Annotated in this window: 16 protein-coding genes; all 16 read left to right on the plus strand. The window is 42.0% G+C overall.

The annotated features are described in order from the left end of the window. The first annotated feature begins 14 nt into the window (after positions 1-14). The 16 genes from RI196_RS03525 to rapZ all read left to right on the plus strand — a co-directional run bounded on the left by RI196_RS03525 (position 15) and on the right by rapZ (position 14,461). Positions 15-959, plus strand: coding sequence for a nucleoside recognition domain-containing protein (locus RI196_RS03525; protein ID WP_094246438.1), 945 nt, complete (start codon positions 15-17; stop codon positions 957-959). Then, complete coding sequence (gene ppaX, locus RI196_RS03530) at positions 949-1,587, plus strand: pyrophosphatase PpaX (protein ID WP_063389174.1); 639 nt, start codon at positions 949-951, stop codon at positions 1,585-1,587. The genes RI196_RS03525 and ppaX overlap by 11 nt, the downstream gene beginning before the upstream one ends. Before the next feature lie 5 nt (positions 1,588-1,592). Further along, the gene (locus tag RI196_RS03535) at positions 1,593-2,099 is read left to right on the plus strand and encodes an acyltransferase (protein ID WP_063389173.1); all 507 of its coding nucleotides are present in this window, start codon (positions 1,593-1,595) and stop codon (positions 2,097-2,099) included. A 177-nt stretch (positions 2,100-2,276) separates the two neighbouring features. Beyond that, a complete protein-coding gene (locus RI196_RS03540; RefSeq protein ID WP_199757327.1) occupies positions 2,277-3,449 on the plus strand; it encodes an ATP phosphoribosyltransferase regulatory subunit in 1,173 nt (390 codons plus the stop codon). A 5-nt stretch (positions 3,450-3,454) separates the two neighbouring features. After that, complete coding sequence (gene hisG, locus RI196_RS03545) at positions 3,455-4,093, plus strand: ATP phosphoribosyltransferase (RefSeq protein WP_063389289.1); 639 nt, start codon at positions 3,455-3,457, stop codon at positions 4,091-4,093. Then, positions 4,090-5,385, plus strand: a complete 1,296-nt coding sequence (hisD, locus tag RI196_RS03550; protein WP_311066901.1) for a histidinol dehydrogenase — start codon at positions 4,090-4,092, stop codon at positions 5,383-5,385. The genes hisG and hisD overlap by 4 nt, the downstream gene beginning before the upstream one ends. Further along, the gene (gene hisB / locus RI196_RS03555; RefSeq protein WP_063389171.1) at positions 5,378-5,965 is read left to right on the plus strand and encodes an imidazoleglycerol-phosphate dehydratase HisB; all 588 of its coding nucleotides are present in this window, start codon (positions 5,378-5,380) and stop codon (positions 5,963-5,965) included. Before hisD ends, hisB begins: the two co-directional genes overlap by 8 nt. 2 nt (positions 5,966-5,967) lie before the next feature. Then, on the plus strand, positions 5,968-6,579 hold the full coding sequence (gene hisH / locus RI196_RS03560; RefSeq protein WP_063389170.1) for an imidazole glycerol phosphate synthase subunit HisH: 612 nt from the start codon (positions 5,968-5,970) through the stop codon (positions 6,577-6,579). A 4-nt stretch (positions 6,580-6,583) separates the two neighbouring features. Further along, positions 6,584-7,321, plus strand: a complete 738-nt coding sequence (hisA, locus tag RI196_RS03565; RefSeq protein WP_063389169.1) for a 1-(5-phosphoribosyl)-5-[(5-phosphoribosylamino)methylideneamino]imidazole-4-carboxamide isomerase — start codon at positions 6,584-6,586, stop codon at positions 7,319-7,321. Next, complete coding sequence (gene hisF / locus RI196_RS03570; protein ID WP_311066902.1) at positions 7,318-8,076, plus strand: imidazole glycerol phosphate synthase subunit HisF; 759 nt, start codon at positions 7,318-7,320, stop codon at positions 8,074-8,076. Before hisA ends, hisF begins: the two co-directional genes overlap by 4 nt. Further along, positions 8,073-8,690, plus strand: a complete 618-nt coding sequence (gene hisIE / locus RI196_RS03575) for a bifunctional phosphoribosyl-AMP cyclohydrolase/phosphoribosyl-ATP diphosphatase HisIE (protein WP_094245213.1) — start codon at positions 8,073-8,075, stop codon at positions 8,688-8,690. Before hisF ends, hisIE begins: the two co-directional genes overlap by 4 nt. Positions 8,691-8,844: 154 nt before the next feature. After that, complete coding sequence (locus RI196_RS03580) at positions 8,845-10,026, plus strand: IS701 family transposase (RefSeq protein ID WP_311066339.1); 1,182 nt, start codon at positions 8,845-8,847, stop codon at positions 10,024-10,026. 117 nt (positions 10,027-10,143) lie between these two features. Further along, positions 10,144-11,574, plus strand: coding sequence for a tetratricopeptide repeat protein (locus RI196_RS03585; RefSeq protein WP_311066903.1), 1,431 nt, complete (start codon positions 10,144-10,146; stop codon positions 11,572-11,574). Positions 11,575-11,673: 99 nt separating this feature from the next. After that, on the plus strand, positions 11,674-12,621 hold the full coding sequence (trxB, locus tag RI196_RS03590; RefSeq protein WP_063389165.1) for a thioredoxin-disulfide reductase: 948 nt from the start codon (positions 11,674-11,676) through the stop codon (positions 12,619-12,621). Between the two features lie 289 nt (positions 12,622-12,910). Then, positions 12,911-13,369 (plus strand): 8-oxo-dGTP diphosphatase, encoded by a 459-nt coding sequence (locus tag RI196_RS03595; RefSeq protein ID WP_063389164.1) that lies wholly within the window; start codon positions 12,911-12,913, stop codon positions 13,367-13,369. Between the two features lie 207 nt (positions 13,370-13,576). Continuing rightward, a complete protein-coding gene (rapZ, locus tag RI196_RS03600) occupies positions 13,577-14,461 on the plus strand; it encodes an RNase adapter RapZ (protein WP_186439301.1) in 885 nt (294 codons plus the stop codon). The last annotated feature ends 1 nt before the right edge of the window (position 14,462 follow it).

The raw sequence follows: 14,462 nt of genomic DNA on the forward strand, positions 1-14,462 counted from the left end.
ATGAAGGTGAAACTTTGAAACAAACATTGAAAAAAGGATTACAAACAGGATTGGAAACAACGTGGACTCTCGGTAAAGTCATTTTCCCTGTAACGTTGATTGTTTCATTTTTACAACATACTCCTTTGATTGATTGGATGGTTCATTTTATAACGCCGGTCATGAAGGTAATCGGGTTAAATGGAGATGCTGCAATCCCCCTTGTGATTGGGAATTTTCTTAACTTGTATGCGGCGATTGGAGCCATTTTGTCCATTGATTTTACGGTAAAAGAAGTCTTTATTTTGGCAGTCATGCTGTCATTTTCCCACAACTTATTAATCGAAACGACTGTAGCAAGCAAAGTCGGTGTGAAACTATGGATCATCTTGTCCGTCCGGCTCGGACTGGCATTTTTTTCGGCTTTTATCATCAATCTTTTTTGGGACGGCGGTGGAGAAAAAGCTCAATACGGATTTATATCTCAACAAGATGCCGTGCCTTCAGACTGGGGAATGATCTTACTTGAAGGGCTTGAAAAAGCGGCAATGGGAGTCATTCAGCTTGCGGCCATCGTCATCCCGCTAATGATTGCCATTCAATTTATGAAAGATTTAGGCTGGGTCGACGCTTTCTCAAAAAAGATGGAGCCGGTAACCGAAATGCTGGGAATGAAGAGGAACACTTCAACAACGCTTGCGGCAGGATTAATTTTCGGGCTTGCCTACGGGGCTGGCGTGATGCTGCAAGCAGTAAAAGAAGATGGAGTGGAGCATCGCGATTTAACGTTGGCGTTTATATTCCTCGTTGCCTGCCATGCTGTGATAGAAGACACATTGATTTTTGTTCCGATCGTCGGTTCAGTTTGGCCGCTTTTACTCATCCGGCTGTTCGCAGCCATTCTTTTAACGATGATTATCGGTTTTGTCTGGAAAAAACAAGCACATATCGGGAAAAGGGGAACGGTTTATGAACATTGACACCGTATTGTTTGACTTGGACGGCACGTTAATAAACACAAATGAATTAATTATTGAATCGTTTTTACATACGCTGAACTATTATTATCCGGGCAAATATCAACGGGAAGATATACTTCCTTTCATCGGGCCTCCGCTTATTGACACATTTCAACGTATTAACCCTGAAAAAGCGGAGGAAATGGTCCGAAGATATCGGGAGTTTAATCATGCCCAGCATGATCTGCTTGTGAAGGAATATGATCATGTGCACGAAACGGTTCGAGCTTTAAAAGAAAAGGGATTGAAACTGGGCATTGTGACAACGAAAATTCGCGACACTGTTATGATGGGGCTGAAATTAACGGAAATGGATTCATTTTTTGACGCAATTATCACACTGGATGATGTACAGCATGCGAAGCCTCATCCTGAGCCGGTCTTGTCCGCTCTTAAATTGCTCGGTTCCGAGCCGTCTAATGCATTAATGGTGGGAGATAACCTTCATGATATAGAGGCGGGAAAAAATGCAGGAACATTAACGGCAGGAGTTGCTTGGAGCATAAAAGGGAGAGAGTATATAGAATCGTTAAAGCCAGATTTTGTGCTGGACAAAATGAGTGATTTATTGAACATTGTGATGGAGTGAAGATTGTGAGAAGAACGGATAAATTTCCTGTTGAAGGAGCAAACTCCCTTTGGCAGGTGTACAAGACGGTTTCTTTTTGGAAAGTTGTCAAAAATGTCATCGTGATTCTTATCGCGCGCTACACTCCATTTATGCCTATCAAAAACTGGCTTTACCGCACATTTCTTGGCATGAAAATCGGACAGCAAACATCGTTTGCATTTATGGTTATGGTGGATATTTTGTTCCCGGAAAAAATTAAAGTTGGGCGCAATTCTATTATCGGATACAACACGACGATTTTAGCACATGAATATTTAATCGATGAATATCGCATCGGCGAAGTGGAAATTGGAGATGAAGTCATGATCGGAGCAAACACGACTATTTTGCCTGGTGTGAAAATTGGAAATCGAGCTATCGTTTCTGCCGGCACTGTAGTTCATAAAGATGTTCCGGAAGGCTCTTTTGCAGGAGGAAACCCAATGCAAATCATCTACACAAAAGAAGAAATGGAAAAAAGAAAGCGGTAAGCGTCATCAATTTTTGTCGCTTACCGCTTTTTGATTAAGCAGGATTGAGCGAAAGTGAAATAAAGGCGCTCTGTGAAAGAAGTTTACATCAAAAACTTATTGATTATAAATCTTTATTTTGGTAGTATGGTAACATATTAGCGGATTAAAGTGAATGCGCCATGGAGGTGTCAGTGAGTGTTTATGTTTGAAAAGCCCTTGGGAATGCGGGATACATTGCCGGGCTTATATGTCATAAAAGAAAGCGTTCGTAAAAAAATGATGAATGTGATTGAAAGCTGGGGTTATCAATTTTTGGAGACTCCAACGTTGGAATTTTATGAAACAGTAGGAGTTCAGTCGGCGATACAAGAGCAGCAATTATTTAAACTTCTTGACAGGCAGGGGCATACGCTCGTTTTAAGACCAGATATGACAGCTCCCATTGCACGAATTGCGGCTTCCAAGCTGATGAAAGAAAGCTTGCCGTTAAGGCTCGCTTATTCTGCAAATGTGTTTCGTGCACAGCAGCATGAAGGCGGCAGACCGGCAGAATTTGAACAAATTGGCATTGAGCTGATTGGCGATGGAACGATTAGCGCTGATGCGGAAGCGATCGCTCTAATGATATATGCCTTAAAAAATACTGGCCTTAAAGATTTTAAAATTTCCATTGGGCATATCGGATTTATCAATGCTTTGTTCGGAGAAATTTTAGGGAAGGAAGAACGGGCGGAGAAGCTGCGCCGCTATTTATATGAAAAGAACTTTGTCGGATACCGCGAGCATGTGAAAAGATTATCTCTCTCTACCATTGACAAAGAACGCCTTTTAAGAGTCATTGATTTAAAAGGAGGAATTGAGAAGGCTGATGAAGCTTCAAGCCTTGTTGCTTGTGACAGCGGGAAGAAAGCGCTGGAAGATTTAAAACAGCTCCTTATCCAATTAAGAGCTTATGAAGTGGATCAATATATCAAATTGGAACTGAATATCGTCAGCCACATGAGTTATTACACAAGCGTGATTTTTGAATTATATGCGAACGGTGTTGGACTTCCGATCGGAAACGGCGGGCGCTATGACCATCTTTTAGAAAAATTTGAACGTCCTGCCCCGGCGACAGGCTTTGGCATACGGTTAGATAATTTGCTGGAAGCTCTGGGGGATTTAAAATTGAATAAAGATCGCTATTGCATCATATTCAGCAGAGAGAATCGACAAGAAGCTTTTCGGTATGCCAATAAGCTGCGAAAAGAAGGAAAACAGGTTGTCATGCAAGATATTTCCGGTATCGATCAAATCGACAGGTTTACTGGTCAATTTACAGATATTTATTATTTCCTCGGAAAACCAGGAAAGGTGAGAGAGTGATGAGCATGTTAACGATTGCGATGCCGAAAGGGCGAATTTTTTCAGAAGCTGTCGAACTATTAAGAAAATCAGGCTACAAGCTGCCAGACGAATTTGATGAATCAAGAAAACTAATTTTGACCGTGCCGGAAGAAAATATTCGCTTTATTTTAGCGAAGCCGATGGATGTCGGAACATATGTAGAGCATGGTGTTGCAGATGTTGGGATCGCCGGAAAGGATGTCATGATGGAAGAAGAGCGGGATGTTTTTGAAGTGCTTGATTTGAAAATTAGCAAATGTCATCTGGCTGTAGCCGGACTGCCTGATACGAAAATGAATGACATCGCTCCAAAGGTGGCGACAAAATATCCAAATGTGGCTTCTAAATATTTTCGAGAGCAAGGGGAGCAGGTCGAAATCATTCATTTGAATGGATCGATCGAGCTGGCGCCATTGATTGGACTGGCTGACAGAATTGTCGATATTGTTTCGACGGGAAGAACGTTAAAAGAAAACGGATTAGTAGAATTTGAACATATTGCTGATATCACTTCAAGACTCATTGTCAATCCCGTCAGCTATCGGATGAAGGACAAGCCGATCGACATGCTTGTGGAGCGGCTTGCCAAAACAGTGGAAGAAGGAAAGGAGGATTCGGATTGAAAATTATTCACATCACTAAGGATCAAAAGCTTTCCTTGAAAAGATCGATTGACGCTGGAACAGAGGAGCAGCGCAAAATTGTGAGGGAAATTATTGAACGAGTCAAAAAGGAAGGCGATCAGGCGCTATACGAATATACGAAACGTTTTGATGGGGCAGATCTTCAATCTTTGCACGTATCAAAAGAAGAAATTAGTCGAGCGTACGAAGCGGTAGATAAAGAATTCATTGACATTGTTCAAGAAGCAGCAGAAAATATCTTTCATTTTCATGAAAAACAAAAGAAAGAATCATGGTTTTATTTCGATGAAAAAGGAACAATGCTCGGTCAGAAATTAACGCCGGTAGATGCTGTCGGCGTTTATGTTCCCGGAGGCACAGCTGCCTATCCTTCTTCTGTTTTAATGAATATCATGCCGGCTAAAGTGGCTGGTGTAGGCAGAATCGTGCTCGTTTCTCCTCCAGATCAAAATGGGAGCCTGCCGGCGGAAGTGCTGGTGGCAGCCAATGAAGCTGGCGTATCGGAAATATATAAAGCTGGCGGTGCCCAAGCAATAGCCGCGCTAGCTTACGGTACAGAAACAATCGAACCGGTCGACAAAATTGTCGGTCCTGGCAATATATTCGTCGCTCTTGCAAAGCGGGAGGTATTTGGAACAGTTGATATCGATATGATCGCCGGGCCAAGTGAAATTGTCGTCTTAGCTGATGAAACGGCTGTTCCGCATGAAGTTGCGGCCGATTTATTATCGCAAGCAGAGCATGACAGGCTGGCAACCAGCATCCTTGTTACGCCTTCTATAAAATTAGCAAAGGAAGTTCAAAAGGAAGTTGCGGCACAATTGGCCGATTTGCCGCGAAAAGATATCGCCGCTGCTTCGATCGAACAGTTCGGTGCTATTTATATAACGGATTCAATCGAGGAAGCGGTTGGGATAGTCAACCAACTGGCACCTGAGCATTTGGAGGTATTAACGGAAAACCCGACGGGTGTTCTGCCAAAAATTAAACATGCAGGAGCCATCTTTTTAGGGAGATATAGCAGTGAACCTGTAGGCGATTATTTCGCAGGTCCCAATCACGTTTTGCCGACAAACGGAACAGCGCGTTTTTCCAGCCCGCTTAACGTGGATGACTTTATGAAAAAGTCAAGCATCATTTCATACAGTGAAGAAGCATTCCGTGCACATGCTTCAAAAATTGCAAAGTTTGCAAGATATGAAGGATTAGAGGCGCATGCAAGAGCAATTGAAGCTCGACTAGAAAAAAGAGGAAGTGATCGAAATGAATAGAACCGCCACAATATCTCGAAAAACGAACGAAACGAATATTCAGCTGTCATTTTCAATAGATGGTGAAGGCCGTGCAGATCTAAAAACTGGAGTTCCTTTTTTAACTCATATGCTTGATCTGTTCACAAGGCATGGCCATTTTGATTTAAAGATTGAGGCAGAAGGCGACATTGACATTGATGATCACCATACGACAGAGGATATTGGCATTTGTTTGGGACAGGCGATTCAACAAGCACTAGGCGATAAAAAAGGAATTAAACGGTACGGTCATGCCTTTGTCCCAATGGATGACTCTTTAGCGCAGGTTGTTATTGATTTAAGCAACCGACCGCATTTTGAAATGCGTGGAGAATTGCCGAAGGGGAAAGTAGGAACATTTGATACGGAGCTTGTTCATGAATTTTTATGGAAGCTGGCGCTTGAAGCACGGATGAACCTGCATGTAATCATTCACTATGGAATGAATACCCATCATATGATTGAAGCTGTATTTAAAGCGTTGGGGAGAGCTCTTGATGAAGCGACTATGATCGACCCCAGAGTCAAAGGGGTCCCATCAACGAAGGGGATGTTGTAAAAATGATTGGCGTGATCGACTATGGCATGGGGAATTTATACAGCGTCTCGAAAGCCTTGGAACGCATGAATGCGGAATATTTTGTATCAAGTGATTTAAACGAGCTTGAAAAGGCAACAGCTTATATATTGCCAGGAGTAGGCGCATTCAAAGACGCGATGGCTATTTTAACGGAAACAAAAACAGATAAATTTTTGAAGGACGAAGTGCAAAAGGGAAAGGCTTTATTAGGTATTTGTCTTGGCATGCAGCTTTTGTTCAACGAAAGCGAAGAACACGGCTGGACTGAAGGACTCGGCTTTTTAAACGGCCAAGTAAAAAGAATTCCAGGAGAAAATGTAAAAGTCCCGCATATGGGATGGAATAAGCTGGCTTTTCAACGAGATCATCCTCTTATAACTGGTCTTCAAGAAGATTACGTATACTTTGTCCATTCTTATTATGCGGTCGTAAACGATCCGGACGTTGTGGTCGCCAGCGCTTCATACGGTGTGACGGTTCCGGCTATTGTAGGAAGTGGAAATGTATTCGGCTGCCAGTTTCATCCGGAAAAAAGCGGCAAGCTGGGACTAGCCATCTTGAAAAACTATTTAACTTTTGTATCAAGGATGTGAGCTAATGATGAGTTTTACTATTTTTCCCGCCATTGATTTGCGCGGAGGGAAATGCGTCCGGCTGCTTCAAGGCGATTACAATAAAGAAACGGTTTACGGAGATTCACCGTTTGCTGTCGCCGAGTCGTTTGTAAAGGAAGGTGCTGACTGGATTCATATGGTAGATTTGGATGGGGCAAAAGACGGAGTCCGCGTGAACCATCAACATGTTTTGAAAGTGGCAAAAGAGCTAAAAGTAAAGGTACAAGTTGGCGGCGGCATTCGCACAGAAAAAGATGTATACGAATATTTGGAAAACGGCATTTCCAGGGTTATTTTAGGCAGTTCTGCCGTTTCAAACAGGTCATTTGTTGAAAAAATGCTGGCTGAATACGGCGGCCGAATCGCAATCGGTATCGATGCGAAAAATGGCTATGTATCAACAGAAGGCTGGCTGAATACGTCCGAAGTTAAAGCGGTTGATCTTGGAAAAGAACTGGCGAAAAGCGGTGCAGAAACATTTATTTTTACTGATATTGCAACAGATGGAATGCTCTCGGGACCAAATGTCAAGGCGATTGTGGAAATGGCAAAAGCAACTGGAAAAACAGTCATCGCTTCCGGAGGGGTAAGCTCCATTGATGATTTGAAAAAGTTAAAGCAATATGAACAGGATGGAGTGAAAGGCGCTATTGTCGGAAAAGCGCTTTATACGAAAAAGTTCAGCCTCCGCGATGCTATCCATGAGGTGAATGGGCTATGATTACGAAACGCATCATTCCTTGTCTAGATGTTAAGGACGGACGTGTCGTCAAAGGCGTGCAATTTGTCCAGTTGAAAGATGCGGGCGATCCAGTGGAGCTAGCGAAATTTTATGATGAAGAAGGAGCAGATGAGCTTGTCTTCTTAGATATTTCCGCATCTCATGAAGGCAGAAAAACGATGATTGATGTTGTCGAACGAGTAGCAGCAACATTAGCCATTCCCTTTACGGTCGGAGGCGGAATCAACTCTTTGGAAGATATGAAAAAAATTTTGCGTGCTGGTGCGGATAAAGTTTCCATTAACACTTCTGCTGTATTAACCCCTTCGCTGATTATGGAGGGAGCTGATTACTTTGGCAGCCAGTGCATTGTGGTAGCGATTGACGCAAAATACGATCCGCAGCTCGGAAGCCACCGCGTCTATACGCACGGGGGACGAAAAGCGACCGAATGGGAAGTCGTGGCGTGGGCAAAGGAAGCTGTAAAAAGAGGTGCTGGCGAGATTTTGCTGACTAGCATGGATCAGGATGGAGAAAAATCCGGCTTTGACATTGACTTAACCAAAAAAGTAAGCGAGGCAGTTCCCGTCCCAGTCATTGCATCCGGCGGCGCCGGTAATGCTGAGCATTTTCTTGAAGTTTTTCGCGATGCCCGAGCGGATGCAGCGCTGGCAGCTTCCATTTTCCATTACAAAGAAACATCAGTCAAAGAAGTAAAAAGATTTTTGCAAAAAGAAGGGGTGAATATACGGTGAACATAGCAGAACTCAAATTCGATGAAAATGGACTTATTCCTGCGGTTGTTCAAGATGCTGTTAGCAAAGAAGTGTTAACAGTAGCTTATATGAACGAAGAGTCGCTAAAAAAAACGTTGGAAACGAAGGAAACATGGTTTTACAGCCGTTCTCGCCAAAAACTTTGGCATAAAGGAGAAACGTCCGGCAATACACAAACTGTTCAAGAGATACGCTATGACTGTGACAAGGACGCGCTTGTCGTGCTGGTAATCCCGAATGGTCCGGCCTGCCATACAGGGCAATACAGCTGTTTTTCAAAAGAAAGTGGCGGCCAGGTGGACGGTAGCCGTTTTGATATTATTAACAAGCTGGAGGCCGTCATTGCTGAGCGTGAAGCTGAGCGTCCGGAAGATTCTTATACTACCTATTTGTTTGAAAAAGGCTTGGACAAAATTTTAAAAAAGGTTGGAGAAGAAGCTTCAGAGGTCATTATTGCAGCAAAAAACCGCAGCCATGATGAGCTGAAATGGGAAGCCGCGGATTTATTATTTCATTTGCTTGTTCTGCTGCGCGAGCAAAAGCTTCCGCTCGATGAAGTATTGACAGTTTTAAAAGAAAGACATGAAAAATAATCGCGAGTAAAAATAGGTTTTTCCTATTTATAACTGTAGATGAGCAAAATCACTAACATAAATTTACATCGAAACAAAAAAGGAGACATGAACCCGATTCCTTGGTTAGAATAGATGTGCCAACAAACCATTCACACAAGGAGGTTCATGTCTCATGAATAGATTAGCACATCATCAAGGAATCCACAAGTTTTTCACGATGTTGGGGTTGGCACTTTATTTTTCAAAACCTGTCATGAAGCATCTCGTTCATATCGTGGATGCGATGATCACGAAAGGCTTTTCTGGAACGTTGACCGATCTTCATCATTGGAGCTTTCACCCCAATCATCGAACGACACTCAGCCATTTTTTCACGAAAAGCCCTTGGGATGAAGAGACGCTGCTTCGCAAACTCCAGCAATGGATGCTTCATCGTGTCGAACGGATCGCCAAACAGAAAAATCAACCCCTTTTTGTTTCGATCGATGATACGATTTGCCAAAAAATCAAGCCTTCGTCACGGGCAACGCACGCCATTCAAGGGTGTGATTGGCACTATTCTCACACAGAGAAAAAGTCGATCTGGGGACATTCTCTTGTTTGGCTCATGGTTCATACGATGACCCAAGCTTTTCCCTTTGCGTTCCGCCTCTACGACAAGGCGGCTGGGAAAAGCAAGGGGGAACTCGCGATCGAGATGCTTTCTTCTTTGGATGTACGCCGTCCCGTTTATGTGCTGATGGATTCGTGGTATCCATCGCAAGCGCTCGTGGAAGCCTGTCTGAAAAAAGGATTTCACGTCATCGCGATGCTCAAAACGAACCGGATTCTCTATCCGAAAGGCATCGCCATCCAAGCCAAACAGTTTGCCCGCTATATCGAACCGAACGACACCCATCTCGTCACGGTGGGAGAAGAGCGTTATCGCGTGTATCGCTACGAGGGATCGCTGAAAGGTCTCGATGATGCCGTTGTGTTGTTGGCTTGGAAAGCCGATCAGCCGATGACACCCGAACATCTTCACTGCGTCTTGAGCACCGACCGGGAGCTAAGCGATGAAGAGATCTTGCGCTACTATGCCCAGCGTTGGTCGATCGAATGCTTTTTTCGACAAGCGAAAGACCAGCTGAAGCTCGATGGGTACCGCGTTCGTCAACGTCGTGCGGTGAAACGGTATTGGATCTTGGTGCAACTCGCTTATGTGTACAGTATGGTCGAGTCCAACCGGGATTTCTCTACTGGGCTTGATCTTCTCCGAACGAAGAAAGGGCATAGTCTCGTCGAGTTCATTTACCATGCAGCGAAGCAAGATATTCCCATTGATGTTGTCAAAAAACAGCTCCATGTGGCATAAGGGGTACCCTGTTTGTCTCTTTTGGTATGGTAATTATTGTTATGAAAATTGCTCATCTACAGTTTATAAGATATGGTATACTATCCCTCGGCAAATAAAGTGAAATGGAGGGTTTGAGTGGGAAACCGTAAAGTAAAAAAAGACGAAGATTCAAAAATTGTTTCGTTTTTCCAAGACAGTGCAACGTTTTATCGCTGGGGATTAAAGGCTTATCAAAAAGGCGATTTGCAGTCGGCTTCAAAATTCGTCAAGCGGGCAGTAGATCTGGATCCGTATAACGAAGAAATGATTTGCAGGCTGGCCAGCATTTATACCGAATTAGGAAAGTTTCAAAAATCAAACGAACTATTAACATATATTATTGAACATATTCACCCTCATTCGGTAGAATGCTATTATTTTCTTGCAAATAATTATGCTCATCTCGGCTTGTTTCACGAAGCTTATAAACATGCAATGATATATAAGGAAAAGGCGCCGCAAGGCATATTTTCCGTAGAAAACAGCGATCTTCTTGAAATGATCGAAATAGAAGAAGAGGCTGAGCATTCGGATGATCTAATCGTGAAGCAAGAAAAAGCGCGCTCTTTGCTTGAGAATGGACAGTTTCAAGAATCTATTTCCATTTTAAAAGAGATTATAGCTGATTACCCAGAGTTTTGGTCCGCTTATAATAATTTGGCGCTTGCCTATTTTTACCTTGGGGAAGTGGAAAAAGCGAAGGACATGATTTCCCTTGTGCTCCGGAAAAATCCAGGGAATTTGCATGCTTTATGCAATTTGCTTGTATTTTTTTATTATGAAGGTGATGAAGCGAGCATAAGCATGCTAGTTGAAAAACTAAAAAGAGTTTATCCGCTTGTTTCAGAGCACCAATATAAACTGGGGGCGACGTTTGCACTCATCGGCTTTTATCCTCATGCATTCAAGAGGCTCCATGCCTTGTATCGAAAAGGATTTGAGGGGGATGACACGTTTTATTATTGGCTCGCATACTCTTCTTATTTTATAGGACACTATGACTTTGCTAAAAAAATATGGAAGAAGGTTCTGTATTTAAATCCGCGGAAGGAAGGCTCTGAACCGTGGAATATGAAAGGGCTAAACGAAATGGAAAATCAAGTCCCGGAGCGGCTGCTCTCTATCTATTTCGCAATGAAAATGGATGAACGAGCGTATTTAGTAAATGAGCAGGAGTTTGAAACTCGTCTTGAAAGAGAAGCTGTTCAATATGCTTTAAGCGTTTTAAATGGCAAAAGGCCGACAGGTTTTCATGCTGTTCATTTCGCTTTCCATGTGGCCGATAGTTTAATGGACAAAACGTCAGAAGGAAAAGAATTGGTTTTATTTTGGTTTCGGCTTTTCAAAAATGCCTTTAAGTTCGACATAAAATTTCGCAATGTCAACGCATGGTCAGCAGCTGTCTATTATTTATGGATGAAGCAGATAGGAAAAAACATCACACAAGATGGTGCGGCAAATCATTTTAACATCAGCAAAGCTACGCTGTCTAAATACGTGCGCGTCGCAAAAAAATTGAAAATGTGAGCAAATAAATAGCACGAGACATTTATTTTATATAGGATATGTTGTAGGGAATAATAATTTTGTATTATTTATTGGATCATATGATGAGGAGTGAGTCTCGTGTCTGAAGAAAAAATTTATGATTGTATCATTGCCGGAGCAGGACCTGCAGGATTGACAGCTGCTGTTTACACATCCCGCGCCAACCTTTCTACTTTAATGATAGAAAGAGGCGTGCCTGGAGGACAAATGGCCAATACGGAAGATGTTGAAAACTATCCTGGATTTGATCATATTTTAGGTCCAGAGCTATCAAATAAAATGTTTGAACATGCTAAAAAGTTTGGTGCTGAATACGAATATGGAGATGTGAAGGAAATTGTCGATGAAGGCGAATATAAAATCGTCAAAACAGGCAACAAAGAATATAAAGCAAGAGCAGTGATTATCGCTACAGGGGCCGAATATAAAAAGCTCGGCGTGCCTGGAGAGAAAGAACTGGGCGGACGAGGCGTCTCTTATTGTGCTGTATGCGACGGAGCATTCTTTAAAGGAAAAGATTTGATTGTTGTCGGCGGCGGAGACTCTGCTGTCGAGGAAGGAGTTTATTTAACCCGCTTTGCGAACAGTGTGACAATCGTTCATCGCCGCGATCAATTGCGCGCCCAAAAAATATTGCAGCAGCGCGCCTTTGATAATGAAAAGATTGATTTTATTTGGAATCATACAGTAAAAGAAATTCATGAAGTCGACGGGAAGGTTGGCAAAGTCACGCTCGTAAATACGATAACAAATGAAGAAACAGAAAAAGAGATAGACGGTGTATTTGTATACATTGGCATGGTGCCGCTGTCCAAACCTTTTGAAAATCTCGGAATTACGAATGAAGCAGGATATATTGAAACAAATGAAAACATGGAAACGAAAATTCCCGGCATCTTTGCGGCAGGAGATATTCGGGAAAAATCTTTGCGGCAAATTGTAACTGCAACTGGTGACGGAAGCATTGCTGCCCAAAGTGCTCAACATTATATTGAAGAATTAAAAGAGAAATTAAAAAATGCCTAAAATTGTTAACAAAATCGTAACTATGATTTAATTGTGCTGTAACATCAATGAAATAAAATTCAGTTACTATAAAAGTAGTAATTGACCCCCTTTTATAATATATACTTTTGAGCATGGGCAACCCTTCCCATGCTCCTTTTTTTGTTGCACCTTTTCTTTTGAAACCTTTAAAAGAGAAAAAACGTATGATAAAGTAGGAAAGCATGCGCATTGAGACACTATAGCATTTAATTGTATAATAAAAGGAATAAATATTTTTTATGTACCGCAACCTAGGGGTGAACTTGCTTTGCAAAGGGTTACAAATTGTGTTCTTGTTCATGAAGGTCAGCTGCTCTTGCTTCAAAAACCGCGCCGGAATTGGTGGGTAGCCCCTGGAGGGAAAATGGAGCAAGGGGAATCGATAAAAGAATCTGTTGTAAGAGAATTTAGAGAAGAAACTGGAATTTATTTAATAAATCCAAAAATTAAAGGGATTTTCACGATCATTGTCAAAGATGGAGATAAGGTTGTTCAAGAATGGATGATGTTTACATTTTTCGCAACACAATTTAACGGGGAAAATGTTTTGGAAACTGAGGAAGGAAAGCTGAAATGGCACTCGATTGATGAAATTAAACAGTTGCCGATGGCTGCGGGCGACTACCACATTATTGAATATATGATTAAAGGGTCAGGAATCATGTATGGAACATTCATCTATACACCTGATTATGAGCTTTTGTCTTATCGGCTCGATCCACAATAAAGAAAACTTCAGCTGCAAGAAAATCGAAGCCAAGGTTCAGAGAAGAGGATATACATGCCAGTTTCAAAATTTCCGATAAATAAATTTATGATTTGACTCTTCTCATCCTTGATCAAAAAGCTATCAGATCAAAAAAATAAATCCCGATATTTCCTATTCAACATCTGTTACTGAATATTTTTCTTTTGAAAAAACGGGGGGCTTTGAATGATGAGTGAAACTTCAAATATTAAGATGGTTATTATTACGGGGATGTCCGGGGCAGGTAAGACGGTTGCGATTCAAAGCTTTGAAGATCTTGGATATTTTTGCGTCGATAATCTTCCACCTACTCTTTTGTCCAAGTTTCTAGAGCTTATGAAAGAATCGAGAACGAAAATGAACAAAGTAGCTGTAGTTATGGATTTGAGGGGAAGGGAATTTTTTGAATCTTTCCATCAGGCAATTGAAGAAATCAATGATATCCCGTGGATCGCACCGCAAATTTTGTTTCTTGATGCACATGATCAAGTATTAGTTAACCGGTATAAAGAGACGAGAAGAACCCATCCATTAGCTCCAAAAGGTCTTCCGCTTGAGGGGATCCGCCTTGAACGGGAAATGCTGGAGGAATTAAAGGGACGTGCGCAAATTGTATATGATACATCCAACTTAAAGCCAAGAGAATTAAGAGAAAAAATTTTAAAACAGTTCGCAGAAAATGGCGATCAAACCTTTACGTTGAACGTTTTATCATTTGGATTTAAATATGGTTTGCCGATCGACGCGGACTTAGTGTTTGACGTGAGATTTTTGCCCAACCCGTATTATATTGATCATATGCGCCCTAAGACGGGGCTTGACGAAGAAGTTTCATCATATGTTTTAAAATGGACAGAGACATCTAAATTTTTAGAGAAGCTGACAGATTTACTCTCATTTATGATCCCTCATTTTCAAAGAGAAGGAAAAAGTCAAGTGGTCATTGCAATCGGTTGCACTGGCGGACAGCATCGCTCGGTGACTCTGGCTGAATATTTAGGGGATTTTTTCCGCAAAAACTACAAAGTGCATGTATCCCATCGTGATATTGAAAGGAGAAACTATCGATAAC

Source organism: Aeribacillus composti (assembly GCF_031760945.1).
Lineage (GTDB): Bacteria > Bacillota > Bacilli > Bacillales > Aeribacillaceae > Aeribacillus > Aeribacillus composti.